Raw genomic sequence first — 24,783 nt, forward strand, 5'->3', positions numbered from 1 at the left:
CGTCCCGTCCGTCGTGCGCGGCTCAGGCGGACGCGTCCTCGTCGGGGGCGAAGTCGGGGTCGAAGCTGGCGAAGTACGCGGCGGCCATGTCCTCGTCGCCGTGGCCCTGGGCGACGGCGCGCTGCATGCGGGCGGCGCTCGCGGCGGCCACGTCGAGGCGTACGCCGTGCTGCTCGCCCGCCTCGACGATCAGACGGGCGTCCTTGGCGGCGGTGGCCACCGCGAACTGGGCCGGAGAAAGCCGGTCGTCCAGGATGAGTCCGGCCTTGGCTCGCAGGTAGCCCATGTCGAGCGGGCCACCGGCGATCGCGTCGAAGAAGCTCTGCGGGTCCACACCCAGCGCCTTGGACAGTGCCAGAACCTCACCGGTCGCCGCGGTGGCCGCCAGCACCCAGCTGTTGGCGACAAGCTTCAGCCGGGTCGCGCTGCCGGCCGCGCCGTCCTCGCCGGTCCACACCGTACGGGCGCCGACCGCGTCGAACACGGGAGCCACCGTCTCCCGGCCCTCGACCGGGCCCGCCGCCAGGACCAGCAGTTGGCCGGCCTCGGCGGGCTGCCGGGTGCCCAGCACGGGCGCGTCGTAGAAGACCAGCTCGTGTGCGCGGGCGAAGCCGGCCAGCTCGCCGACGCCCTCGATCCCGGCAGTGGTGGACTGCACCCAGGCCGTGCCGGGGCGCAGTGCGGGCGCGGCCTCGCGCATGACCTCCAGGGCGGCCGGACCGTCGTACAGCATGGTCAGGACGACATCGGCGCCGGTCACCGCCTCGGCGGGAGTACCGGCGACATGCACCCCGTCGGCCGCGAGGGGCTCGGCCTTGGCGCGGGTGCGGTTCCAGACGCGGACGGTGTGCCCGGCCTTGGCGAGGTTACGGGCCATCGCGGCGCCCATGATGCCGGCGCCCAGGACGCTCACGGTGAGCTTCTCGGTCATGACGTCAACTTCCCTGTCCGTGCGGTGCGTTGGTCTTGCCCCCGTGTCGGGATTCAGCCGGGATTCAGCCGAGCTTCTTGAGCAGTTCGGCCGCGAGCGGGCCGGAGGAGGCAGGGTTCTGGCCGGTGACGACGTTGCGGTCGACCTCGACGTGCGGCGCCCACGGCTCGCCGGTCTCCACCTTTATGCCGGCCTCGGTCAGCCGGTCCTGGAGCAGCCACTTGGCACCCTCGGCGTTGCCGGCCAGCCGCTCCTCGGTGTTGGTGAAGGCGGTGATGCGGTAACCGGCGTAGGCGTTGGTGCCGTCCGCCTTGACGGCCGCGAGCAAGGCGGCCGGGCCGTGGCACACGACGCCGACGGGCAGTCCGCGCTCCACCGCCCGGGCGAGGAGGCGGCCGGAGTCTGCGTCGACCGCCAGGTCCTCCATCGGACCGTGACCGCCGGGGACGTACACCGCGTCGAAGTCGTCGAGGCGTACATCGGCCAGCACGAGAGGACTGTGGAACTCGACGGCGCCCTCCACCACGCCCCGGACCTTCGCGGCGTTCTCCGCGCCCCCGTTGGCCTCGGGGCTCAGGCTGGCGAGGTCGACGGGCGGGACGACACCGCCGGGCGTGGCCACGGTGATCTCGTGGCCGGCCGCCTTGAACGTCTCGTAGGGGACGGTGGCCTCCTCGGCCCAGAAACCGGTGGGATGCGTGCTGCCGTCGGCCAGCGTCCACTGGTCGGCGCCGGTCATCACGAAAAGGATCTTCGCCATGTGTACTCCCTGGGTAGTCCTGGCTGCATGGTCGCCGCTCCTGCTGGGCTCCACCACCGAGTGGCGCCCTGACGACATCCACGACGCTACTGCCTCGCCCAACGACCCGGCGCCGAGACCCACCGCAGCCGGGGACCGCTGGAGCGCGCTGGCCGCCCTGTTCCGAGGCGGCCTGGCGCCAAGTGAACGACTGTGCCCCGCACCGGAGTTGGGGCCGGGTGCGGGGCACGGTGTTGTGAACGGTCAGGTCTGGGTGGCGTACGAGACGAAGTCGGTCCAGGTGGCGGGAGAGAGGGCGAGTTGCGGGCCCTGCTTGTCCTTGGAGTCGCGGACGTGGACCGAGTCGGGGCAGGTGGCGACCTCTACGCAGTCGCCGGAAGCGCTGCTGCTGTAGCTGCTCTTGAACCAGGCCAGGTCGGACGTGCTCATAGGTCTCCTCGCATCCGCTGCAACAGGCTCATGGAGTCCTGGATGGTAAGAGCCTGTGAACGCATCCTGGCATACCGCCTCTGAAGCACGCTGACCACTTTCGAGTCCGAGATCAACTGGCCGCTCTCCGGGGCCTCGGTGTAGGCGAACCACTTGTTCTCGGGGGTTTCCAGCAGTTGCACGGGGCCGTGTAGCCCAGCGTGTGACTCCTGCACCAGAGGCATGATCTGGATCTCGACGTTCCGCAGCTGGCCGATCTCCAGTACGTGGTCGATGAGTTCCCGCGTGACCTCCGCGCCGCCTGTCCGCCGTACAAACAGCTGCTCTTCCAGAATGAAGCCGAAGGTGGTGTTCGGCCGCTCCGTCAGTAGCCGCTGTCGCTCCGTCCGGGCAGCCCACCGTTCCTCGATTTGCGCGTCGTCCAACGGCGGCAACTGGTCGGCGGACATTGCCCGCGCGTACGCCTCCGTCTGAAGCAACCCTGGGATCATGCGGCACTCGTACGTATACAGAGTGATCGCCGTCGCCTCCAGGCGAGCCCACGTCCGGAACCAAGCCGCCAACCCCGGCTGCCGCGCCAGATGCCGTACCGACTTCCGCAGCGCCCCGGTGTTGCCCGTCGCCTCCTCCGACCGTTCCACGAGCGCCGGGTCCGGCATCCGACGCCCCAACTCCACCGACGCCACCGTGTGCTTGGAGAACCGCACCAGCTCAGCGAACTCCTGCCTGCTCAGCCCCGCATGCTCACGCAGGGCCTGGAGCACCGCACCGAACGTCCGCAGACTGTCCGAGGACTCCGGCTCACTCCGGAAGGTGGCCGGGACTCCGACCGTCGCCTCCGCCGACGTACCGTCCGCGTCCGCTCCGCCGACATCCGTACCGACCGTGTCATCGGTCACCCTTGGCCACCTCCCGCGCACCCACCCCGCCGCACACACTCAACCCGCCCATGGTTACGGGACGTCACGAATACCGTCCAGTCCGTAATCGCGTACGCTCGCGCAGCGTACGCGGGCCGGACCTGGTGAAGTGCCCCTCCGGACCGCCGCATTGGGCGCATGACACGACCGGCCACCCGTCAACACCCCGTCACCGTACGTGTGTTCACCCAGCGCTTCAGCGCCACCCACTCAGCGACACCAAATGAGGCCGCTGGTTCCAGCGCGCCGTCCGGCTGCCCACCGAGCACCTGGAGGTCGAGCCGGCCTTCCCGGCCGCCCCGCCAGCGCCCACCGGCCCAGCCCATGGTCAGGCTGCTGCGGTATCACCGTCGATGGCGACTGGCTGGCTGCGCGGTTACAGACGCGGCACCCGGATAAAGAACAGCTTTACTTGCCGCCCAGAGGCGCCCGTCGCGCGAGGACCTTGCGATAGCTGATGCGCCAACCCTGGTCACCACGCGTGATGGTGTCTTCGTAGGTCACGCTTCCGGTCGTGCCGTCTGCGTTGATGCCGATTCCCTTGGAACGAGCGTGCACCTGGCCGTCAACAATCTCAGTGAGGACGATGTTCGTGACGTGATGGCCAACAGGATTCGACTCGCCCAACGCGAGGGCGGCCTCTCGAACGGCCGCCACTCCCGTCAACGGCTCCTGTCCGAAGTCTGTGACGTCGTAGACGACATCGGCGGTGAACAACTCGTCGAGCCTGTCCAACTCTCCGCCGTCGAACAGGTGACCGTGCATCGAGATCAGCTCGGCGATGGCGCATCGATCCTCGGCTGAAAGTGTCATGACAGTCCTCTCACCGGAGCTCAAGAGCGATGCGGATCTCCCTGATTGTGTCAGTCACGAGACTGGCAACGGAGACCGGAACGTCACGGACACCTACGCGCCGCATCGCCCCTGCATATCACCGTCGACCTGCTTGATCGGGACGTCTCGTAGGGTCCTGAACAGTTGGCGGTTTTGCTGAGTTTTCCTGTGCGATTCGGGCGGTGTCGGCCGGGTGCGTGTCTTTGTGCGGGGGTCGCTCGTTAGGCCGATCGGGTGCAGGGATGTGCCCGGTCCGGGGCTGTTCGAGGCGGTGCGGCAGGGGGTGGCGGGTGTGGGCCGGTTGATGGCGACGGCGCCGTGTACCGCCTTCGGTGGCGTGGTGGAGGGCAGCGGCGAGCGGGTCGGCCAAGCGGTGCTGTACGAGCGGGTGGGGTTTCTCGCCGAGTTGAGCCGGGAGCTGACCTCCGCTTTGGTGGCTTCCCGGTGGGACGAGGCCTCGCTGGAGGTGCTGGCCGCCGGGGTCGACGAGCACGGTGAGAAGCTGCCGTCCAAGGGGTGGATGGCGCTGCGCCGCCTGGGCTGGGCCAAGGCCGCCGCACCGGCCGCGGGGGCGTACGTCTCGGACCGGGTGCGCCGGGCGGCGGAGGAGTACGCGGCGCGCACCCTGCGCCTGGCCCTGCACCGGCGCACCCTGCTGGCGGCCGTGCTGGCCACCTGGCCCGCCGACCCCCACCGGCGTACCGGGGCGGAGTGGGCCGCGCTGCGGGCGCTGCTGCCGCCCGGGGTCAGCGGGGCGGAGATCCGCAACCGCACCCGGCAGGTGCGCGCGTATCTGGCCGAGCACGGGAAGCTGCCCGCCGGTTTGTATGAGCTGGAGGAGCCGCCCGAGATCGCCGGGCAGGTGCTGCTGGCCGCGATGGACCGCCAGCAGGTCACCCTGCAGCGGATGGACGCGGGGCTGGCCCGGCTGCGGGTGAAGCTCCCGCTGTGCCCGGCCCCCGCCTCGGGCCGGGACTGGGCCTGGCACGTGCTCGACCTGCGGCTGCCCGCCACCGTCGGCCCGGAGGCGGTGCTGCACACCCCGACCCTGCGCCCCACCGCAGGCGGGCGGATCGCCGTGGACCTGCCGCACTCCCGGCCACTCTCCGCCGTCCCGGCCGCCGGGCACACCGTGGCGGTCGGCTTCGACTGGGGCATCAACACCCTGCTCACCGGCACGGTCGGCCGACTGACCGGACAAGCCAAGGCGGCGCGGGTGGTCACCGACGGCCGCCCGCTGCTCTTCGACGCCACCGCCATCAGCGCGAAACTGCACCGGCTGCGCGGCCACCGCGAACACCTCGCCGCCCGACGCGACCACTACCGGGCGCTGGCGGACGGACTCGGTGCCCCGCACCTGGCCTGGGACGAACTTCTGAGCAAGGCTGCGGTGCTGGAGGTCGAGCATGAGCGGGTGTGTGCCCGCATCCGCCGTCTGAACCAGGCACTGGCTTGGTCGGCGGCCCGCTGGGCCGTCGACCAGACCCTCGCGCTCGGCGCCAGCGTCATCTACCTGGAGGACCTGGCTACCCTGGAGGCCCGCGGCAAACGCCAAGGCAACGCGAGGCTGTCCGGGCAGGTCCGCGGCAGTGTCGTCGAGGCAGTCCGGCACCTGGCCGCCAAGGCGGGCATCGCGGTGGTCACCGTTCCCGCGCGGGGCACCTCCGCCCGCTGTCCCGGCTGCCTGGGCCCGCTGGGCCACCACCCGGCCCCGGACCGGCTTTCCGAGCGTGGCTGGGCCTGGGCGCACTGCCCCGGCTGCCACTTGTCGCTGGACCGCGACCAGGCCGCCGCCCGCCGGATCGTCTCCCGCGGCCTGCTTGCCCAGGCCCACACCGCCACCGAGCGGGCCACCGGCGCCCGGACCATCCGCACCACCGTGGAGGGCACCGTCACCTGCGTGCGCCGGCCGAGGAAGACCACCCGCCGGCTGCGCCGCGTCCGCCAACAAGGGGCCGCATCGCCCCAGTCGGCCGGGCCGAAGGCCACCCCGGCAAATCCCGGCCCACTCCGGCCCGGCCCTCCCCGAACCGCCGGTCGCAGACTTCCCGCCGTATGCCCGACGTGCGTACGGCCCCCGCCACCACCCCCACCGGGGCGGTCCAGCGTCCGGCGGGGCATGACACCCAGACACCAGCAGCACTCGGGCCGGTGCCAGGTCATGGAATACCCGCCCCTGACAACCGGCCGGAGCCTCCTCCGGCGTGGCTGGGGCGGCTCTCCCGCGGAACCTGTCGGCGGCGCAGCAGCGCCGCCGGGCGGACCGGCTTCCACCACGTGCACGCCACCGAGGTCCACCCCCTCACCCCGAGGTTCGGACCCCACCATGGCGGCACACGGCCACGCCGCGCCCGAAAAGCCTGAGTTACTCAGGCACACACAGAGTTCCCGAGACGCTATGAGATCTGCTTCGTGTGCAACTGGGAGGACGATCTAGTGCAGCTGCGGTGGCCGTGGAGTTTTGGAGCCAATGCAGTGTGCTTGGTGGACGCGCAACGGAACTATCGGCGCTTCGGCGCCATGGAGGAGCGCTTCCTGAAGAACGTGCGGCCTCCGGCTCACGACGAGCCGCTGGATCCCGGGTGGCGTCCGATCGACCCGTCTCGGGACTCCTTCGAAGAGCCGGCCAGTAGTGGCGAGTGGCCCGATGACCCAGCGGCCCTGTACTGGTGGCGCCCCACTTTCTGGCGACGCAACGCGCACCCGACAACCCCAACTCCTCTCCCACCGGAGGGCTGAGCCGGGCAGCTCACCGCGGTTGGCCTCCTTGGCCGACCAGGACACTCAGAATGGCCAACTGGAGGGTTGTGACTGCGTTTCCGTGACGACTACGCCAGAAGGACGGCCCGCGTCCACTTCACTTCCGGCACACGCTTCATGCGTGAGCGATGAGTTCGGGCAGCGGACCGAGTCTGCCCTGGCATGACTCGAATCATCGCTGACATCTCGGTCTCCCTCGACGGCTTCGTCACCGGGCCCGACCCCGGCCCGGACAACGGTCTGGGCACCGGCGGTGAAGCCCTGCACACCTGGGCATTCTCCGACGACCCCGACGACCGCCGGGTCCTGCGCGAGGCGACCGCCCACTCGGGCGCCGTCGTCCTCGGCCGCCACCTCTTCGACGTGGTCGACGGGCCGAACGGCTGGGACGACAAGACCGGCTACGGCGCCGGCGAGGTCGGCAAGCCCGCGTTCGTCGTCGTGACGAGCTCGCCGCCGGAGTCGGTGCGGCTCACCGACCTGGACTGGACGTTCGTCACCACCGGTCTGCCCGACGCCGTCACCGCCGCGCGCGAGCGCGCCGAGGCGGCGTCGTCGGACAGCGGCAAGGACCTCGACGTCGTCCTCATGGGCGGCGGCGCCACGATCGGCTCGGCGCTCGACGCCGGGCTGGTCGACGCGCTGACGCTGCACCTCGCGCCCGTCGTGCTGGGTGCCGGGACGCCACTGTTCACCGGCGGAGCGCCGCGCATGCTGGCGCAGCGGAGCGTGACCTCGACATCGACCGCGACGCACCTGACCTACGACGTCCAGAGGTGACCCGATGACCACCGTCAACGTCAATGAGATCGCCCTGGGCATCGAGTCGTTCGGTGACGACGACGCGCCACTCGTCCTGCTCGCGGGCGGGACCACGATGCTCTCCTGGCCCGACGCGCTGTGCGAGCACCTCGCCGCCGGCGGGCGCCGCGTGGTGCGCTACGACCTGCGCGACAGCGGAGAGTCGACGACGGCGGACCCGGAGGCGCCCGCCTACACCCTGCGCGACCTCGCCGCCGACGCGGCGGCCCTTGCTGACGCGCTCGGCGGCGGGCCCGCGCACCTCGCGGGGATCGGCGTCGGCGGGATGGTCGCCCAGGTGGCCGCGCTCGACCATCCGGGCGCGTTCTCGGCGCTCACCCTGGCCGGCACCCGCGCGGTTGCGCCCGGCCCGCCCGACGACGACCTCCCCGACCATGACCAGGCGACGATGAGCCGGCTGTTCGCGCATCCGATGCCCGACTGGACCGACCGCGAGGCGGTGGCGGAGTTCGCCGCCGCCGGCGCGGAGATCCTCGGCGACGACCCCGTCGCCGCGCGCGCGATCGCCGCGCGCATCTGGGACCGCACGCCCGGCACCGCACCCCCGGTCCAGATGGCCAACCAGATGGGCATGGTGTTTTCCAGGCTCGACTGCAAACCCCGCTGGCGCGAGCGCCTGCCCGAGATCAAGATGCCCACGCTCGTCGTCCACGGCCGCCGCGACCGGTTCTTCCCCGTCGGCAACGGCGAGGCGATCGCGCGCGAGATCCCCGGGGCGCGGCTGCTCGTCCTCGAGGAGGCCGCCGCTGCGATCCCCGATGCGGCGGCCGGCGAGGTCGCCGAGGCGATGCTCACGCTCGGGTAGCCGACTCCGGTCGTGGCCTCGTCTGAGGTGACTCCTGTGGTGTGGACACGCCTGACAATGGATCTTGATGGTCCAGGAAGGTGTAGATCCACATGGCACGGCCCTCGAAGTACAGTCCGGAGTTCCGGTCCGACGCGATCGCGTTGTGGCGGGCTTCGGCCGGCAGACGGACGTTCAGGGACGTCGCGGCCGATCTGAACGTCAACCCCGAGACGCTGCGGACCTGGGTGCGTGACGCCGACGGCCGTCCAGCGGCGGCCGGCGTGCCGGCGGATGCCGCGGACGAGCTGGTCCGGTTGCGGGCTGAGAACGCCCGGCTGGCCAAGGCGGAGAAGGAATGGCAGCTCGAGCGGGAGATCCTGCGCCGGGCAGCGGCGTATTTCGCCCGGGAGATGAAGTGAAGACCGCCGCTTGGGACTTCATCTCCGCCCATGCCGAGAGGTTCGGCATCAAGCGAATATGCCAGGTACTGGAAGTCTCCCGCTCGGGCTACTACCGGTGGATCGCCGGTACGAAAGCTCGGGCTGCCCGCCAGGCCGAGGAGGACGCCCTGGTCGAGGAGATCCGCGAGATCCATGCCGAACACCGTGGGAACTACGGCGCGTTGCGGATCCATGCCGAACTGCGTGGCTTCGGCCACACGGTCAACCGCAAGCGGGTCGCCAGGCTGATGCGTAAACACCACATCGTCGGCCGCCACCTGCGGCGGAAGAGACGCACCACGATCCCAGACCGGCTCTCGCCACCGGCGCCGGACTTGCTCCAGCGGGACTTCACCGCCCGCGCCCTGGACGAGAAGTGGTGCGGAGACATCACATACGTGCAGGTCGGCGCTACGTGGCTCTACCTCGCCTGCGTCCTGGACATCCGATCCCGCCGGGTGCTCGGCTGGTCCATGGCCCCACACATGCGCGCCGAACTCGTCATCGACGCGCTCCAGGCTGCGGTCGCGACCCGCGGCGGCAACGTCACCGGAGTGATCTTCCATGCGGACCGCGGATCGCAGTACACCTCGACCGCGTTCGCCCAGGTCTGCGACCGGTACGGCGTCCGCAGGAGCATGGGCAAGGTCGGCTCGAGCTATGACAACGCCCTGGCCGAGAGTTTCTGGCAGGGCCTGAAGAGGGAGACGATGCACACGAAGCTGTTCCCGACGATGAGCCAGGCCAGGCTGGAGATTTTCGCGTGGCTCACCTACTACAACGCCCGACGCCGGCACAGTGCACTGTCCTACCTCTCCCCGATGGAGTTCGAACAGCAGCACCACAGGACAGCTAAACTCTCACTCGCCGCATGAACCCCTGTGTCCACACTCCGGGGGTCACCTCACAAGTACCTCGTCCGGCACATGCAACCCTGCCGACGCGGCGAGATGACACGGCTCACGCAAGGCTGCAAGAACTGCGACGACGGCACCGTAAACGCGGAGTCTGATGCTCCGTAATGAGCTGCGGGGGAAGGGGAGGCTGTTGCGCAGAGTTGTGACACTTAGCGGGAAAGTGTCACAACTCTACGCAACAGCCTCCCTCCCTTCGCGGCCACAGCAGCTGCCAGGTCCTGGACGGCGGACCCCTGGCAAGCCCGTCCGTACTGAAGTGGATCTTTGTCCCCGATCGCCTGAGCCGTGAATGACAGAGTGCTCTGTTTCAGCCAATTTCCTGATGCTGTCCGACCTATACCCAATGTCGCGATTGGGGTCTGGTGTGCGCCGTCACCTGGCTGGAAGATGCTCCCCTGCGTCGGCCGGTCGGGTGGGGGAGAGCGCATGGCTTTGCCGTCTTGGAAGAGTGCGCGGAACGGGCGAAGACTGCGCCCGGGATCCCGTTCCGATGCGAAGCCGGTGGAGCTCATCCCCGTGGTGCCGCTCGAGAAGCCGGCGGCGTGGAGCAGGACGTATGCCGAGCGCGATCCGATCCCCCATACCGCCGCCACGCGCCAGATCGCCGCATCCGTCCATGACCGGCCGCACCGGCTGAAGCAGCTGAAAGCGCTCCTGGGTCGCCAGCAGGACCGTGTGCTTCGTCGGCGGAATCGGGCCATTCCGCAGCTCGGTTCGTTCGCGGGTGAACAACTGGCGCGCTGGGCCCTGCGCGAGGTGCTGTTCGCGGACAAGCGGCCGGTGCCCTCGTACGGGTTCGAGCTCGCGCCCGTACTCAGCCACTGTGTCGCGGCGCGAAGGCAGTGGCGCTTGCGTGCCGCCGTGCTGGTCGCCGTGGTCGCCGTGACGTGCCTTCGGTATCCGTTCGGTGCGGCGGCCATCGCCGCGGTGGCGCTGCTGCACATGGCGCTCAGGGGCGGCAAGGTGCGGTGGATCCTGAGGTGGGGGACCACGTCGATCGTCTCGTTCGGGCTGCTCGGGCTCGCGGTCGTCGGGGTTTATCAACTGGTGGGCACCCATGCGCCGTTGCTCCGCCAGGCAGTGAGGCAGGGCGAACGGGCGGCCCTGCTGCTGGCGTTGGCCGTCACCGCCGTCTACGCACTGGACCGGTGGGTGGCCTGGGGATACGTCCTCGCGGTCCGGGAAGGGCGCAAGAGGATCGGCGACAGGCCATATGCCGCTCCGCTGGCCGCCAGGAAGATCAAAACGATCAAGGTGACGGAGACCTGGCAGTCCATCGCCTACCAGAGGTATCAGAAGCAGGACCGGTTCGTCGGTGCGGGCCTTTTGATCATGCAGAAGGCATCGTCGCGCATTCAACTCAAGGCAGCCGGCGGAAGCGACGAGGACGACGGCCGGAAGCAGAATCACGACGAACTGGACGGGCTGAGGGACTTCGAAGCGGACGAGCTGATGGACCAGGTCCGGGACGAACTCGAGCGGTTGCGCGAAGTCCTCATCGAAACCCACTCCCTCCCCAACTGCGATGTCTCGGAGATGCTCGGCGTTCCGGAGTTGCGGTGGAAGGAGATGCCCGCTGCTGAGGCGGCGACATGGCCGGAAGCGGACGAGATGGTCCGTGGCGCGCGAGGCGCACCGTCCGGCGTGGTGGCGCGCCGCTATCTCGCGGCGCAGGTGGTCGGCTGGGACGGGGACATCGTAGTCACGGTCTTCGCCCATGCGGCACTCGAGGGCCGCACCCTGCATTTCGTCACCCGACCTCACATCATGACGCCTCTTCTCAAAGAGACGGCCGTCGGAGCGCGTGGGGGCTGGGAACTCGCCGGTGATCTGGCGCTGGTCCCGCTGCATGCGGTGGGTGATGCGGTGGACCTGGCCCACCGGGCGTACCAGGTGGTGCGGCACAACCTACGGCCGGCGAAGACCGATGACTGGGCGCTGACCATGGCGGTCGACGACGAGGACAAAGGGAATCCCGTCAGCCTGCGCGAATACTGCTCCCGGACGAGCGTCGAGGACATGCACCAGTGGGAGGACGTGCTGCGTCATGTCTCGATCCTCCAGACCTGGATGTTCGCCAGGGTGCGGGTGTTCCTCCACGAGCACGGGGCTGATCTCGGCGAGTTCGACAAGCAGCTGTCGAGCGTCATCAACCAGACGATCACCATCGGCAACAACAACACAGTGATGACGGCCTCGGCAGGCAAGGGCAGCACTCAGACCGGAGCGGAGAAGGCGCCGGCCAAACCGAACACCAAGGGGTGAGCATGGCACTGCGACGAGGACAACGGCAGGACCCGGTGAGCAACCGCACCGAAGTGAGCGGCAGCGGCAACCATGTCATCTCCGGGGCGTCGGGGGGCGACCTGGAGCAGAACCTGGTGTCCGCGGACATCCCCGAAGGGGATCTGAAGCTCGAGGCCGCCAAGGCGCGACTCGACGCGCTGCGCACGGCGCTGAGGGATCATGCGGGCGAGGTCGACGACATCGACCAGTGCCAGGCGGCAGTCACCCTGATCGACGGACAGCTGAACACGGGGCAACCCCAGCAGCCGATGCTGAACGTGGCCCTGGGCGGTCTGCTCGCCGCCATCGGCTCCGCCGCTGATGTCCTCGCTGTCGCCGAAGCCCTGCGAGAAGCGATAAGCGGCCTGTTCCTGTGACCTGTCGAGCGCCACCTTCGTCGACCGCTCGGCAGGCGCGGCGGGACAGGGCCAGATGAACGACTGTGCCCCGCATCGGAGTTGGGCCCGGGTGCGGGGCACGGTGGTGTGAGCGGTCAGGCCTCAGCGGGTCGTGGCGAGCACTTTGTGCAGGAACCCCGCAAGTGTGTGCGTCGCCGTGTTGTGAGCTGGCGCGGCGAACAGCGGGTCCAGGTGATTCATGCCGTTGTCCAATTCGTAGAGTCCGTACGGCACTCTGGAGTCGGTCGCGACCTTGCGGGCCGCCTCCAGGACCGTGCCCTTGGAGTAGCTGGTACCGAAGGCGTAGAGCGGTACGTCGATCCCGGTGCCGTGGTGCAGGCGCAGGCCCAGGGAGCGGGTGAGGTCGGTGTCGGCGTAGACGTCGGCGACGTCGAGGTCCACGGACAGCCGGGCGGGCCAGTACCACTCCCAGACGCCCGGTACCGGACCGGCGTACGCCTCGGCGACGCGCGAGATCGGCGTGATCCCCGCATCCACCCAGCCACGTACGCCCTCGCTGTCCGCGCTCTCGGCGAAGTGCCCCGAGTGGACGGTGATGTCGTTGGGCCAGCCGAACCCGGCGTCGACGAGGAGGCCGAGCAGGGCCGCGTTGCTGACCGGGAACGAGGGCCGCAGGGCGTCCGGCAGGCGGGGCTGGAGCACGGAGCGGGCGCCCGGATTCTGCTGGGCGTACCATCCGGCGAGCTGGTACCAGATCTGAGTGCTCTCGGCCCGGCCGCCCAGCCCGACCCCGGTCAGGGTCATGTCGAAGACAGCCCCGCCGTCGATCGCCGCGAGTCGCTGCCGGACCTCTTCCGGCGAGTCCTGCACGGGCGTACCGGTCCCGTCGAATGCCCCGAGCACCCCGCCGTCGATCACTGCGAGGCCGGCCAGATCGCGGAACCCGGGGTGCCCCGCGAAGTCCCAGGCGGCGTACGCCAGTGCACTGGTGGCGCCCCAGGAGTGACCGCCCAGCACCACGCGCCGGCTCCCGCCGGCCCGGGCGGCGAGCACGACCGTACGGAGGTCGTCGAGGGTGAGTGCCAGTCCCCACTTGGCGGCGAAGGCGGAAGCGGCCGGGTCCTGGGAGCGGTAGTGGCCATCGAGGTAGTAGGAAGCGGGGTCGGAGCGGCCGAACCCGGTCCGGTCGGTCAGGTTCTCCTCCCTGCGGTCGAATGCCCACACCTGTATCCCGGGCACGGCCGCGACCAGGTCTCTCGCCATGAGCCGGAAATCATTGGCGGCCCCGAACATTCCCGGCACCAGCACCAGCACGGTGGCGGCGTTCCGGGGACCGATCTTGAGGACGTGTACACGGTCGGTGGGGGTGGGGCCACCGCCGGGGGCGACGGGTATCGCGGTGTACTGCTCGGGGAGCGTTGCCCGGCCGGTGTGGGAGGTGCGGCCTCCGGCGGACGCAGCCTGTGCGGTCCCGGTCGCTCCTGCGGCCAGCGCGACGCCGCTCAGCAAGGTCCCGCCGAGCAGAGTCCTGCGGGATGGATTTCCGCGCGTCGGACGGTTCGTCATTTTCGGTCGTGTCCTTGGAAGTTGGGGGGTGAGACACCGATGGTCCCCACCTTCTCGCGAGCCCCGGGCGGGCCTCGCGCCGGGGTAGCCCCCAGGGACTCCGGCTCTACCTGTGGAATCTGGCGTCGACACCGATACGGCTGATGCGCGATGTCCACCATGGGACGAGAATGGACATACCGCATCGAAGACGGTCGAACCCGCTCCGCGGAAGGAGACCATGATGCATCCCGCCGCTCTCACAGGTGCGGCCCTGGGCCGCATCACGCACTACGCCTTGTCCGGAACCGCCGGGGTCCTGGTTCTGCGAGGAGCCGCCAGGGTCGCGCCCAAGGCGAAACCCGCGGCCCGCAGGCTTCTGGTCAGCGGAATCGCCGGTGGCATCACGACGGGGCGGCGGCTCGGGGAGGCTGCCGAGGAGGCCCGTCTGAAGGCCGGAGACCTGCTGGCGGAGGCCAGGGAGCAGCTGGGTGAGGAGGCGCCGCCGCCCTCGGCGGTCGGTGTCGAGGAACACGACCACGAGCACTGAGCACGAGCACCGAGTGGGCATCTGAGAGATGGTCGCCATGTCCGGCACGAGCCCGCGATCCGCACCCGGCGACGTCGCTGTTCCCGGTCCGGCCTCCGGCCCCGGCCCCGGCTCCGGGGTGGTGGTGCGGTCCGCCGCCGCGGGCCGCGTACGGCTGATGGTTCCCTGGCTGCGGGCGCGGCCGGGCTGCGCCGGACTCGTCGATGAGCGGTTCGCCGATCTGCCGGGTTTCCGGGCGCTGCGGATCTTCCCGCGGACCGGCGCCGTGATCGTCTGGGTCCAGTCCGACCTGGTCGACGTGGACCGGCTGGTCGCCGCCCTCGCCGAGGCGCCGCCGCCGGGGGTGCCCGCCAGAGCCAGCCGTTCCGTGCCCGACTCCTCCACGGGGGAGGTCGCGCGGCTGGTGGTCGGCGGTGCGGTGCTCGCCCTGCTGGGACTGCGGCGACTGCTCGGCCGGTCCCCGTGGACCCCGGCGGGCTCGGCCGGCTTCCTCGGTGCGGTCACCGTCTTCACCGGGCTGCCGTTCTTCCGCGGCGCCGCACGCACCCTCGGCGGCAGACGCCATGTGGGCACCGATCTGCTGGTGACCACGGCGACCGTCATCTCACTCGTCCTGCGCGAGAACGTGGTCGCGCTGATGGTGCTGTGGCTGCTCAACATCGGCGAGTTCCTGCAGGCCATCACCCTGCGGCGGACCCGGCGCGCCATCGAGGAACTCCTCTCCATCGGCGAGGAGCGCGTCTGGCTGGTCCGCGACGGCGTGGAGGTGGAGATCGATCTCGCGGACGTCAGGACCGGGGACGTGGTCGCGGTCTACGAACACCACCGCATCCCCGTCGACGGCATCACCGAGTCCGGCGAGGCGCTGGTGGACCAAGCGGCGATCACCGGCGAGGCGCTCCCGGTGTACGTGCAGCCCGGCACCGAGGTCTACGCGGGCACCCTCGTCTCCACCGGCTCCCTGACCGTACGGGCCACCTCGGTCGGACAGGACACGGTCGTCGGGCGGATCATCAGCCGGGTCGAGGAGGCGCAGGCAGACCGGGCCCCGATCCAGACCGTCGCCGCCGCCTTCACGCGCCGCTTCGTGCCCGTCTCGTTCGCCCTCGCCGGGATCACGTACGTGCTGACCCGGGACGCCCGGCGGGCGATGACCATGCTGCTGATCGCCTGCCCGTGCGCCGCGGGCCTGGCCACCCCGACCGCGATCAGCGCGGCCATCGGCAACGGCGCCCGCCGGGGCACCCTCATCAAGGGCGGCACCCACCTGGAAGGGATCGGCCGCGTCACGGCCGTGGTCTTCGACAAGACCGGCACCCTCACCCTCGGCCGCCCCCTGGTCACCAGCGTGGTGCAGCTCGACGAGGCGTTCACCACCGACCAGATACTGAGCCTGGCCGCCTCCGGCGAGCTGCACGCACGGCACCCGCTCGCCGAGGCCATCGTCCGGCGTACCGAGGAACAGCACCTGCACATCCCGATCCACCAGGCCTGCGAGGTCGTCCTCGGCATGGGCGTACGCGCCGAACTCGACGGCACCCGCCTGCTGGTGGGCAGCCCCGCCCTGCTGCGCCGCCATGGCCTGGAACTCTCCGAGGTGGCCGAGGCATGGACCAGCCGGCTGCGCGCCGGAGGCGAGACTGTCATCTGCCTCGCCCACGACGAGAAGCTGATCGGCATGCTCGGCCTGTCCGACGCGGTACGCGGCGGAGCCGACACCGTCGTCCGCCAGCTGACCGACCTTGGAGTGACCCGCATCATCCTGCTGACCGGCGACGCACCCGAGACCGCCCAGGCCGTCGCCGACACCCTCGGCATCACGGAGGTGCACGCCCACGCGCTGCCCGAGGCCAAGCTCCAGCTGATCCGCGACCTCCAGGCGGAGGGGCACAGCGTGGCGATGGTCGGCGACGGCACCAACGACGCCCCCGCACTGGCGCTCGCCGACGTCGGCATCGTCATGGGCGCCCACTCCTCCCATGTCGCGCTGGAAACCGCCGACATCGCCCTGGCCGGAAACGACCTGCGCAACGTCGCCGCCGTCGTGGAACTCAGCCGGCACACCCTGCGCGTCGTACGGCAGAACTACACCCTGTCCATCGGCGTGAACCTCGTCGGCCTCATCGCGGGCGCCGGCGGCTCCATCAACCCCGTACTGGCCGCCCTGCTCCACAACACCAGCAGCATCGCCGTGGTCGCCAACTCCGCCCGGCTCGTGGGCCATAAGCCCCATCTGCCGAGCGATGCCGCCGCACGGCTGCGGGCCGCACCGCTCGAGGAGCGGCGGGTGCGCTGACCCACCAGCAGGGAGCTTCAGGAAGGCGTGACGGTCAGTACGCGGTTGAGCGCGCCGTCGACGCCGCACAACCGGGTGGTTTCGGCGAGGAGTTCGTCGTCCGCGTCGGGTGCGGCGAGGCGCAGGTTCTCGGCGAGGGTGCCGTGGAAGAGGTAGGTCTCCTGGGAGACGATGGCGATGCCCTGTCGCAGTGAGTCGAGCGCGTACGCGGCCACGTCGTGGCCGTCAACGGTGATCCGGCCCTGCTGCGGGTCGCGGTGCCGCAGGAGCAGGGCGAGCAGGGTGGACTTGCCGGCGCCGGAAGGGCCGACGATGGCGGTGGTGCGCCCGGCCTCGGCGGTGAAGGTGACCTCGCGAAGGGCGGGTGCCTCAGCACCGTCGTAGCTGAACTCCACCTGTTCGAAACGTACTTGGGGCGGATCCGGCCAGTGCGCTCGTGCCGTTCCGGTGTCGGGGACCTGGGGTTCGGCGGTGCTCAGCGCCGCGAGTCCGTCCGCAGCCGACACTCCCAGGTACCCGGCGTGCCACTCGCGGGACAGGTCGCGTACGGGCCTGAAGCACTCGGAGGCCAGGAGCAGCACCGGATAGGTGCCGGTCGGCGTGGTCGATCCGGTGACGGCCGACCAGCAGGCGAGCAGCGCGGCGGCCACGGTGCCGCCCTGGATGGCCAGGTCGGTGAGTCCGGTGTCGACCAGCGACACACGGAGCTTGGCGACGGTGGCCCGGTGCAGCGCCGCCGAGCGTTCCTCCAGCCGCTCGCGGGTGCGTCCCACGGCGCCCGCGGCCCGCAGCGCGGGCATGCCCTGCAGCGCTTCGAGGTAGTCGGCGCCCAGTCCCTCGTACATGTCCCAGTGTTCCTTGCCGCGCTTGGCGAGGAGCCGGTCCCAGGCGCGCGGCCCGAACAGGCCGAGCAGCAGGGCGGGTACGAGGCCGAGGAGGGCGACCGGTTCCACGGCGGCCAGGGCGGCGAGCAGCAGGGGCGGCACGGTGAGGGTGATGAGGAGTTGCGGCAGGTAGCGGGAGACGTAGGCGTCGACGCCCTCGACTCCGTCGACGAGGGGGTGCGGACGGCTCCTGCACGCGCGGTCGTCAGATGCGCGGGTCCCAACCGCCCGAGTTGGGCGAGGAGTTCGTCCCGCAGCCGCACCCGGACCCGCGCCCCTGCACGGGTGGCGGTACGCCGCTGCCAGTAGCCGAGCCCCGCGCGGGCGGCGACGACGCCGAGCACCCCGCCGAGGAGCAGCGGGAGCCGGGCCGCGTCGCCCCGGGCCGCGTCGGCGAGCGCCGCGAAACGCCGGCTCACCGGGCCTCCTCCGACGCGGTCGCCCCACCGGACGGGAGGCGGGTGCCGGAAGGACCGTCCGGCCGGGGAGACTTCGGCCTCCGCTTTCCCGACCGGAGCAGGGCGACACCGACGGGCACGCCGAACAGGGACGTCCAGGCACCGACCGGTACCTCCACGGGCGGGCCTGTGTCGACGAGCGCCGGGGCGAGTTGCCGGCGCTCGCTCGCACCGCCTCGCGCCTCGATGGCCATGCCCTGGTGGTGTACGTGTACGACGCCCGGGACTGGCACTGACGAAGACCGGGTCATCACCGCAGCCGGGAATGCCTCGGCGCCCTCGGATCAGGCCGTCAGGAACTTCCTGCCCGCGGCCGCGCCCGCCGCGGCGTCCGGGCCGCCCTTGCCGATGACCGCAGCCACGTGTTCTTCCGTGATGTCGGCGTCCGCGGCGATCAGCGCGTCGATGGCGTCCTGGGGAGCGGCCGTACCGTCGAGCCTCGGGGCGGTCCGGGTGAACCCGACGATGCGCTCGTGGGTTCTCTCCACGGTCAGGGCGGGCAGGCCCACGCTGTGGAACCCGTCGTCGAGGCCGCACTCGGCGCGCCTCCAGCCGTCGGCGTCGAAGCCGTAGACGAAGCCCACGTAAAGGCCCGTGTCCAAGGTCCGCTGCACCACGGGCTGCCACCAGTCCGGCGCGTCGGCAAGCAGGTCGGTCTCTTCCTCATCGAAGTACTCGGCAGCGGCGCCGTAGTACGTCTGCGAATACTCATGGTCGTGACCGACCAGGACGGCGCGGCCCGCACCGAGGTGATGCAGATCCAGCCAGTTGCCGCCGCTGTCGTCGAAGTGCCACACGGAGCCGTCGGCGTGGCACGTGCCTCCCCGCCTCCCGGCGGCGCAGACCGCCGCGAACGCTGCCCAGCGGCCGCGCAACTGTCCCGGTGTGGGCAGGCCCAAGGTCACAAGTCCCATGGCGGTCGCTGCCTCTCTGTATCTGTCGCCGTCAGGAGATCGCCCGTAACGCCCACACCGCACCTGACGCGGACGCCCAAAACCGCAGCTCAGGAGCCCTTCCCCACCGGCCCCAGCACCGCCACGCACTCCACATGATGCGTCAGCGGGAAGTTGTTGCCGGACCGGGCGCCGCAGAAGGCTCGCTGCGGCCCGCCGATCACTACCGCGCAGAAGCCGCGCCCGGGGACCGGGCGAGCTGATGGAGCGCGCGGTGGCGTCAAGGCACACCCGTAGACGGTCACCGGTCGGTGGATCCACCTTCAAAGCTTGAGCACAAATTGCACACACCCTCTCTCCATACTGGCCGCGATGGTCTAGATTGACCGTGCTTCAGATGATCGGACACGGGGCGGACCAATAATGATCTTTAGGTCCAGTTCTTGGAGCCCGGGAGGGGGCTTTGGGTGTGGGGAGCACCCGAGGTTTCGACGGGTTCCCGCACGCCTCGAGAGTCCGGCAGGACATGCGAGTCCACTGCCGTCAGGGCGGGTTGTTCAAGTAGCCCTGAAGTAGCCGGGATGTCATGCGCGGGGGGTGGGAGCCCCCCGGGGGAGGAACAGCGCGGCGCCGGGGGCGGGGCCCCCGAGAGGAGGGACTGCGCGGGGGGCGGGGGCCTCCCGGGGGGAGGAACAGTGTTTGGCGACCACGTCGTACCACTGGGGACCTGGGGGGTTCTGTGCGGCAGGGGGGATTAGTCGGCCCTTTTCCGGCGGCGCGCGGGCGTCTGCCGAATGGGGCGATCAGCCAGCCCACGATCGACTGGGAACAGCGCTACCGCCGTACCGTGATCACCAGCGATACCGTGACCACTGCCTTCGTGGTGGCTGCGATCGGCAACTTCTTCGGGGCCCGGGACGCGGCCAACTGGCACGAGAAGTGGGGAATTCTCGCATTCGGCACCGAACTGCTGGTGCTGGGAGCGCTTGCGGTGAGCCGGGCGTGGGCTCCGGCCGTGCTCGGCCAGGGCGCCGAGGAATTCCGCCGGCTCGGACGCTCGCTGTTCACGGCGACCGTCGTACTGGCACTCGGCGGGATCGCCCTCACCTCGCGCAACATCAAACTCTGGATCTTCGTCGCGATCCCCGCGATCGCGCTCGTCACCATGACCGCGCGGTATCTGCTCCGCCTTCGGCTGCACAGACAGCGGAAGGAAGGACGGTGCCTGAGACCGGTGCTCGCTGCCGGGAGCCCCGCCACCGTACGCGACCTGATCAACCGCACCCGCAAGTTCCCGCACCTCGGCTGGCGGGTGGACGGGGTGTGCACGACGGACGGTCTCGGGCTCGACGGTGACCAACTGGACGGAGTGCCGGTCGTCGGCCGGCTGGAGGACGTCGCCAAGCACGTCCGCCACGACGGCTACCGTGTCGTCGCGGTCACACCGGACCCGCACTGGTCACCGGACCGGCTGCAGCGGCTGGCCTGGAACCTCGAAGGCAGCGATGCCGAGATGGTCGTGGCCCCCGTGCTGATGGAGGTGGCCGGCCCGCGGCTGCACGTCGACGCGGTGCTCGGGATCCCGCTGCTGCGGGTCAGCATGCCGGCCTTCACCGGTGGGCGCCGGGCGATCAAAGGGGTCGTCGACCGGATGGCCGCAGCGATCCTGCTGATGCTGTTCGCGCCGCTGATGGTGTTCGTCGCGCTGCTCGTGACGGTGGACAGTCGGGGTGGGGCGCTCTACCGCCAGCGCAGGGTCGGCAAGGACGGCCGCGAGTTCACCATTTTCAAGTTCCGCACCATGGTCGCCGGTGCTCACGGGGCACGTGCCGAACTGGCCGACCACAACGAGGGTGCAGGGCTGCTGTTCAAGCTCCGCCGGGATCCGCGGGTGACCCGGGTGGGAGCGGTGCTGCGCCGGTACTCGATCGACGAGATCCCGCAGCTTTTCAACGTGCTCACCGGATCGATGTCGCTCGTCGGTCCGCGACCTCCGTTGCCGGAGGAGTCCGCCGCGTACGGCCCGGACATCCGGCGGCGACTGCTGGTCAAGCCCGGGCTCACCGGCCTGTGGCAGATCAGCGGACGCAGCGACCTGCCGTGGGAGGAGGCGGTCCGCCTCGACCTGCGGTACGTGGAGGACTGGTCGCTCGCCCTGGACGCAGTGATCTTGTGGAAGACGCTGCGTGCGGTGCTCCATGGCCAGGGGGCCTATTGATGCGCGGGGGGGCTGCGACTCAACGGTCCCGCCCGCGCGCGGACCGCAGGCCGCAAGGGCCTGCCTGGGGGGAGGGACGGGTCATGAAGGTCAGCGTTTTCGGGCTCGGCTACGTGGGCTGTGTGTCGGCCGCGTGCCTGGCCGGCATGGGGCACGAGGTCATCGGGGTGGACGTGAACCAGGTGAAGGTCGACCTGGTCAACGACGGCAAGGCCCCGGTGGTCGAGGAGCGGATCGGCGAGCTCATCGCCGAGGTCGTACGGACCGGAGCATTACGCGCCACCGACGACGTCCGCGAGGCGATCATGGACAGCGAGGTGTCGCTGGTCTGCGTGGGCACGCCGTCGGAGCCCAACGGCAGCCTGTGCACCACGTATCTGGAGCGGGTCACCGAGCAGATCGGCGCCGCGCTGGCCGAGCGGGGCGGGCGGCACACCGTCGTGTTCCGCAGCACCATGCTCCCGGGCACCTGTCTGAACCTGCTGGTACCGATCCTGGAGAAGTACGTCGGCGGCACGGCCGGGGTGGACATCGGGGTCGCGGTCAACCCGGAGTTCCTGCGCGAGGGCACGAGCGTGCGGGACTTCTTCGACCCGCCCAAGACCGTCATCGGCGAGCTCGACCCGGCAAGCGGCGACACGGTGATGGCACTGTACGACGGCCTGCCCGGCGAAGTGTTCCGGGTGCCGGTCCCTACGGCCGAGGCGATCAAATACGCGGACAACGCGTTCCACGGCCTCAAGATCGGCTTCGCGAACGAGCTGGGCGCGGTGTGCCAGGCGCTCGGGGTGGACTCGCACCAGGTGATGGACGTGTTCCTGGCCGACCGCAAGCTGAACATCAGCCCCGCCTACCTGCGGCCCGGCTTCGCCTTCGGTGGCTCCTGCCTGCCCAAGGACCTGCGCAGCCTGGTCCACGCGGCGCAGCGAGCGGACATCTCGGTGCCCATCCTCGCCCACGTGCTGCCCTCCAACTCCGCGCATCTGCAGCGCGCGGTGGAGCTGGTCGAGCGCACCGGCAAGCGCCGAATAGGCATGTTCGGGCTGTCCTTCAAACCCGGCACCGACGACCTCCGCGAGAGCCCGCTCGTCGAGCTGGCGGAGAGACTCTTCGGCAAGGGGTACGACCTGCGGATCCACGACGCCAACGTGAGCCTCTCCCGGCTGATGGGCGCGAACCGCGAGTACATCGAGAGCCGGTTGCCGCACCTCGCGCAGCTGCTCGCGGATTCCGTCGACGAGGTGCTCGAGCACGCCGAGGTGTGCCTGGTCGGGACCAGGGATCCGGCCGTGCTGTCGGCGCTGCCCCATGGCGAAGGACCGATGATCGTCGACCTCATCCACCTTCCCGACGCCGAAGCGCGCCGGGCCGAACCGGGGTACGTGGGCCTTGCTTGGTGACACATCGTTCGATGACAGAGCCGGCGGCGACCGGCCGGACCGGCGCGCGCTGATCCTGGTGGAGAACCTGTCGGTGCCGTTCGACCGGCGGGTGTGGCAGGAGTGCACGACGCTGCGCGACGCGGGCTGGGAAGTGCACGTCATCTGTCCCCGGGGGGAGAAACGGGACACGGAGCTGGAGGCGGAGATCGACGGGGTGCGGATCCACCGCTACCCGTTGCGTGCGGCCACCGGAGGACCGGCCGGCTACCTGCGGGAGTACGGATCGGCGCTGTGGCACACGGCCCGGCTGGCCCGCAAGGTCGGCCCGGTCGACGTGGTCCACGCCTGCAACCCGCCCGACCTGCTGTTCCTGCCGGCACTGTGGCTGAAGCGGGGCGGCGCGCGGTTCGTCTTCGACCAGCACGACCTGGTACCCGAGCTGTACCTCTCCCGGTTCGACCGCGGCGAGGATCTGCTCTACCGCGCGGTGTGCGCGCTGGAACGGCGGACCTACCGGGCCGCGGACGTCGTCCTCGCCACGAACGAGAGCTACCGGGACGTCGCGATGCGCCGTGGCGGCCGACGCCCTGAGGACGTTTTCGTGGTGCGCAGCGCGCCCCAGATCGACCGGTTCCAACCGGTGCCGCCCGAGCCGGAGTTGAAGCGCGGCAAGCCTCATCTGCTGTGCTACCTCGGCGTCATGGGCCCTCAGGACGGCGTCGACTACGCCCTGCGGGCCCTCGCGAAGCTGCGCGACGAGATGGGGCGGACCGACTGGCATGCGGTGTTCGTCGGCTCCGGCGACGCCTTCGACGCGATGGTGGAACTGTCCCGGCGGCTCGGGCTCTCGGAGCAGGTGCAGTTCACCGGGCGCATCCCGGACGCCGACCTGGTGCGCTACCTGTCCACCGCGGACGTGTGCCTCTCCCCCGACCCGCGCAATCCGCTCAACGACGTGTCGACCATGAACAAGGTCCTGGAGTACATGGCGATGGGCCGGCCGATCGTCTCGTTCGACCTGAAGGAGGCGCGCGTCTCCGCCGGTGACGCCGCCGTCTACGCGCCCGCCAACGACGAGGCCGAATTCGCGGGGCTCATCGCGCTGCTCCTTGACGATCCGGAGAAGCGGGCCCGGATGGGCAAGATCGGCCAGGAGCGGATCAGCGGGCAGCTTTCCTGGCGGAACTCGCAGGCGTCGCTGCTCGCCGCCTACGCCGCTGCCTGCCGTGACCGCACTCCGGTGTCGGCGAGCGACCAGGTCCGCACAGGGAAGAGGCAGCGCAGTTGAGCGATGACACGATACGTCTGGTCACGATCGGGCGGATTCTCCGTCGGCGCCGGCGGCTTCTCGCCGTCCTCGCCGTGGTGGGCGCGCTCGTCGGCTACGGCGCCTCGGTGGTGTTCCCGCCGCGGTACACGACGTCGGCATCGGTTCTGCTGCCGGGGCAGTGGGAAGAGCGCGAGCTGCTGACTCAGGTGGATATCGCGAGCAGTTCGACGGTGGTCGACCGCGCGGCCGCCAAGCTCGGCTGGCCGGGCGTCAGCGGCGCCGAGCTGCGGGATCAGGTGAGCGCCAAGGCCGCCGACGGGAACATCGTCAAGATCTCGGGTACGGCCGACACCCCGGAGCGCGCACAGCAGCTCGCCGACCGGATGGCCAAGGAATTCGTCACATTCGCCGCGCGGATCGCAGTCGGCGGCACCGACTTCGAAGCGACTACGGGGCTCGAGACGCTGCGGCAGGAGGTGGAGAAGACCAACGGGCGCATCACCGACCTGGCCAAAGCGGCCGATCCGGGCAAGACCGTGGAGGGCGTGCAGGCCCGCACCTCGCTGGAGAAGCTGCGCACCTCGCTGGAGGAGGCCATGCAGACGCTGGCCGAGTCCGACCCGGCGACCAACATGGCCGGCATGGTCGTCATGGGTCCGGCGGCCCGGCCGGCCGGCGAGGCGCCGCCGACGAGGATGCAGCTCATCGTCGCCGGGGCACTGCTGTTCTTCCTGCTCGCGGTCATCGGCCATCTCACTGCCGCACGGATGAATCGCCGACTGCGCACCGAACCGGAGATCGCCGCGGCGCTGGGCTCGACGCTCCTCGGTACCGTCGACGTTCCTGGTGAACAGGGCACGCACCGGCCGGAAGTCCGTGGCCCGAGGGCCCGGCTCCGCCGGATGCTCGGCGTCGACACCCGGTGGGACGTACCGACCCCGCAGAGGTCCGGCGACGAGGCCGACCGGCGGATCCGCTACCGGCGGGTGTGCGCTCGCCTCCGGGACCAACTACCGGCCTCCCGGCGGCTGTTGGCGGTCGT

At 70.4% G+C, this 24,783-nt stretch carries 21 protein-coding genes and 1 pseudogene; 13 read left to right on the forward strand and 9 right to left on the reverse strand.

Going from position 1 to position 24,783, the window contains the following annotated elements:
- Positions 1-22: 22 nt before the first annotated feature.
- The 5 genes from IEZ21_RS38055 to IEZ21_RS38075 form a co-directional block, all read right to left on the reverse strand.
- A complete protein-coding gene (locus IEZ21_RS38055) occupies positions 23-931 on the reverse strand; it encodes an NAD(P)-dependent oxidoreductase (protein WP_189326399.1) in 909 nt (302 codons plus the stop codon).
- Between the two features lie 64 nt (positions 932-995).
- A complete protein-coding gene (locus IEZ21_RS38060) occupies positions 996-1,691 on the reverse strand; it encodes a type 1 glutamine amidotransferase domain-containing protein (RefSeq protein WP_189326400.1) in 696 nt (231 codons plus the stop codon).
- Positions 1,692-1,934: 243 nt separating this feature from the next.
- Positions 1,935-2,120 carry a DUF397 domain-containing protein gene (locus IEZ21_RS38065; protein WP_189326401.1) on the reverse strand — a complete coding sequence of 62 codons (186 nt, stop codon included), beginning with the start codon at positions 2,118-2,120 and terminating at the stop codon, positions 1,935-1,937.
- Positions 2,117-3,019 (reverse strand): helix-turn-helix domain-containing protein, encoded by a 903-nt coding sequence (locus tag IEZ21_RS38070; RefSeq protein ID WP_189326402.1) that lies wholly within the window; start codon positions 3,017-3,019, stop codon positions 2,117-2,119. Before IEZ21_RS38070 ends, IEZ21_RS38065 begins: the two co-directional genes overlap by 4 nt.
- Before the next feature lie 429 nt (positions 3,020-3,448).
- Entirely contained in the window at positions 3,449-3,853 is a 405-nt protein-coding gene (locus tag IEZ21_RS38075; protein ID WP_189326403.1) for a nuclear transport factor 2 family protein, read from the reverse strand.
- A 265-nt stretch (positions 3,854-4,118) separates the two neighbouring features.
- Here IEZ21_RS38075 and IEZ21_RS38080 point away from each other — a divergent pair, with 265 nt between their 5' ends.
- The 7 genes from IEZ21_RS38080 (at position 4,119) to IEZ21_RS38110 (ending at position 12,263) form a co-directional block, all read left to right on the forward strand.
- Positions 4,119-6,311 carry a zinc ribbon domain-containing protein gene (locus tag IEZ21_RS38080; RefSeq protein WP_189326404.1) on the forward strand — a complete coding sequence of 731 codons (2,193 nt, stop codon included), beginning with the start codon at positions 4,119-4,121 and terminating at the stop codon, positions 6,309-6,311.
- Positions 6,311-6,613 carry a CPCC family cysteine-rich protein gene (locus IEZ21_RS38085; RefSeq protein ID WP_246568567.1) on the forward strand — a complete coding sequence of 101 codons (303 nt, stop codon included), beginning with the start codon at positions 6,311-6,313 and terminating at the stop codon, positions 6,611-6,613. Before IEZ21_RS38080 ends, IEZ21_RS38085 begins: the two co-directional genes overlap by 1 nt.
- A gap of 183 nt (positions 6,614-6,796) precedes the next feature.
- Positions 6,797-7,414, forward strand: coding sequence for a dihydrofolate reductase family protein (locus IEZ21_RS38090; protein ID WP_189326405.1), 618 nt, complete (start codon positions 6,797-6,799; stop codon positions 7,412-7,414).
- Positions 7,415-7,418: 4 nt separating this feature from the next.
- Positions 7,419-8,261, forward strand: coding sequence for an alpha/beta fold hydrolase (locus tag IEZ21_RS38095; protein ID WP_189326406.1), 843 nt, complete (start codon positions 7,419-7,421; stop codon positions 8,259-8,261).
- A gap of 92 nt (positions 8,262-8,353) precedes the next feature.
- Positions 8,354-9,558 (forward strand): IS3 family transposase gene (locus IEZ21_RS38100; RefSeq protein ID WP_189326407.1). Its coding sequence is split into 2 segments (ribosomal slippage): positions 8,354-8,594 and positions 8,594-9,558, totalling 1,206 coding nucleotides; the frame shifts between segments, so codons are not numbered across the junction.
- Positions 9,559-10,101: 543 nt separating this feature from the next.
- The gene (locus IEZ21_RS38105; RefSeq protein ID WP_246568569.1) at positions 10,102-11,865 is read left to right on the forward strand and encodes an AbeC-like domain-containing protein; all 1,764 of its coding nucleotides are present in this window, start codon (positions 10,102-10,104) and stop codon (positions 11,863-11,865) included.
- A gap of 2 nt (positions 11,866-11,867) precedes the next feature.
- Positions 11,868-12,263 carry a hypothetical protein gene (locus IEZ21_RS38110; protein WP_189326408.1) on the forward strand — a complete coding sequence of 132 codons (396 nt, stop codon included), beginning with the start codon at positions 11,868-11,870 and terminating at the stop codon, positions 12,261-12,263.
- A 123-nt stretch (positions 12,264-12,386) separates the two neighbouring features.
- Here the strand turns inward: IEZ21_RS38110 and IEZ21_RS38115 are convergent, their stop codons facing one another.
- Positions 12,387-13,811, reverse strand: coding sequence for an alpha/beta hydrolase (locus tag IEZ21_RS38115; protein ID WP_189326409.1), 1,425 nt, complete (start codon positions 13,809-13,811; stop codon positions 12,387-12,389).
- Between the two features lie 220 nt (positions 13,812-14,031).
- Here IEZ21_RS38115 and IEZ21_RS38120 point away from each other — a divergent pair, with 220 nt between their 5' ends.
- On the forward strand, positions 14,032-14,340 hold the full coding sequence (locus IEZ21_RS38120; protein ID WP_246568571.1) for a DUF1490 family protein: 309 nt from the start codon (positions 14,032-14,034) through the stop codon (positions 14,338-14,340).
- Between the two features lie 37 nt (positions 14,341-14,377).
- The gene (locus tag IEZ21_RS38125; protein ID WP_189326410.1) at positions 14,378-16,636 is read left to right on the forward strand and encodes a heavy metal translocating P-type ATPase; all 2,259 of its coding nucleotides are present in this window, start codon (positions 14,378-14,380) and stop codon (positions 16,634-16,636) included.
- 38 nt (positions 16,637-16,674) lie between these two features.
- Here IEZ21_RS38125 and IEZ21_RS38130 read toward each other — a convergent pair.
- The 3 genes and pseudogenes from IEZ21_RS38130 to IEZ21_RS38140 form a co-directional block, all read right to left on the reverse strand.
- A pseudogene (locus IEZ21_RS38130) lies at positions 16,675-17,918 on the reverse strand (ATP-binding cassette domain-containing protein); the annotation flags it as partial.
- 17 nt (positions 17,919-17,935) lie between these two features.
- On the reverse strand, positions 17,936-18,172 hold the full coding sequence (locus IEZ21_RS38135) for a hypothetical protein (protein ID WP_189326448.1): 237 nt from the start codon (positions 18,170-18,172) through the stop codon (positions 17,936-17,938).
- A gap of 90 nt (positions 18,173-18,262) precedes the next feature.
- Positions 18,263-18,892 carry a proteophosphoglycan 5 gene (locus tag IEZ21_RS38140; RefSeq protein ID WP_189326411.1) on the reverse strand — a complete coding sequence of 210 codons (630 nt, stop codon included), beginning with the start codon at positions 18,890-18,892 and terminating at the stop codon, positions 18,263-18,265.
- A gap of 718 nt (positions 18,893-19,610) precedes the next feature.
- Here IEZ21_RS38140 and IEZ21_RS38145 point away from each other — a divergent pair.
- From IEZ21_RS38145 to IEZ21_RS38160, 4 genes are all read left to right on the forward strand, one after another.
- A complete protein-coding gene (locus IEZ21_RS38145) occupies positions 19,611-21,089 on the forward strand; it encodes a sugar transferase (RefSeq protein ID WP_189326412.1) in 1,479 nt (492 codons plus the stop codon).
- A gap of 83 nt (positions 21,090-21,172) precedes the next feature.
- On the forward strand, positions 21,173-22,489 hold the full coding sequence (locus IEZ21_RS38150; RefSeq protein ID WP_189326413.1) for a nucleotide sugar dehydrogenase: 1,317 nt from the start codon (positions 21,173-21,175) through the stop codon (positions 22,487-22,489).
- The gene (locus IEZ21_RS38155) at positions 22,479-23,759 is read left to right on the forward strand and encodes a glycosyltransferase family 4 protein (RefSeq protein WP_189326414.1); all 1,281 of its coding nucleotides are present in this window, start codon (positions 22,479-22,481) and stop codon (positions 23,757-23,759) included. The genes IEZ21_RS38150 and IEZ21_RS38155 overlap by 11 nt, the downstream gene beginning before the upstream one ends.
- Positions 23,756-24,783 (forward strand): Wzz/FepE/Etk N-terminal domain-containing protein (locus IEZ21_RS38160; RefSeq protein ID WP_246568576.1); only part of this gene is annotated, 1,028 nt, incomplete at its 3' end. The genes IEZ21_RS38155 and IEZ21_RS38160, both read left to right, overlap by 4 nt.

The organism is Streptomyces flaveus (assembly GCF_014647675.1).
Taxonomy (GTDB): Bacteria; Actinomycetota; Actinomycetes; order Streptomycetales; family Streptomycetaceae; genus Streptomyces; species Streptomyces flaveus.

Excerpts from the sequence above, each read along its gene's own strand:
- IEZ21_RS38140 (WP_189326411.1), bottom strand. The coding sequence starts at position 18,892 with ATGGGACTTGTGACCTTGGGCCTGCCCACACCGGGACAGTTGCGCGGC.
- IEZ21_RS38075 (WP_189326403.1), bottom strand. The coding sequence starts at position 3,853 with ATGACACTTTCAGCCGAGGATCGATGCGCCATCGCCGAGCTGATCTCG.
- IEZ21_RS38095 (WP_189326406.1), top strand. The coding sequence starts at position 7,419 with ATGACCACCGTCAACGTCAATGAGATCGCCCTGGGCATCGAGTCGTTC.
- IEZ21_RS38090 (WP_189326405.1), top strand. The coding sequence starts at position 6,797 with ATGACTCGAATCATCGCTGACATCTCGGTCTCCCTCGACGGCTTCGTC.
- IEZ21_RS38060 (WP_189326400.1), bottom strand. The coding sequence starts at position 1,691 with ATGGCGAAGATCCTTTTCGTGATGACCGGCGCCGACCAGTGGACGCTG.
- IEZ21_RS38150 (WP_189326413.1), top strand. The coding sequence starts at position 21,173 with ATGAAGGTCAGCGTTTTCGGGCTCGGCTACGTGGGCTGTGTGTCGGCC.
- IEZ21_RS38115 (WP_189326409.1), bottom strand. The coding sequence starts at position 13,811 with ATGACGAACCGTCCGACGCGCGGAAATCCATCCCGCAGGACTCTGCTC.
- IEZ21_RS38065 (WP_189326401.1), bottom strand. The coding sequence starts at position 2,120 with ATGAGCACGTCCGACCTGGCCTGGTTCAAGAGCAGCTACAGCAGCAGC.
- IEZ21_RS38135 (WP_189326448.1), bottom strand. The coding sequence starts at position 18,172 with ATGGCCATCGAGGCGCGAGGCGGTGCGAGCGAGCGCCGGCAACTCGCC.
- IEZ21_RS38055 (WP_189326399.1), bottom strand. The coding sequence starts at position 931 with ATGACCGAGAAGCTCACCGTGAGCGTCCTGGGCGCCGGCATCATGGGC.
- IEZ21_RS38125 (WP_189326410.1), top strand. The coding sequence starts at position 14,378 with ATGTCCGGCACGAGCCCGCGATCCGCACCCGGCGACGTCGCTGTTCCC.
- IEZ21_RS38110 (WP_189326408.1), top strand. The coding sequence starts at position 11,868 with ATGGCACTGCGACGAGGACAACGGCAGGACCCGGTGAGCAACCGCACC.
- IEZ21_RS38120 (WP_246568571.1), top strand. The coding sequence starts at position 14,032 with ATGATGCATCCCGCCGCTCTCACAGGTGCGGCCCTGGGCCGCATCACG.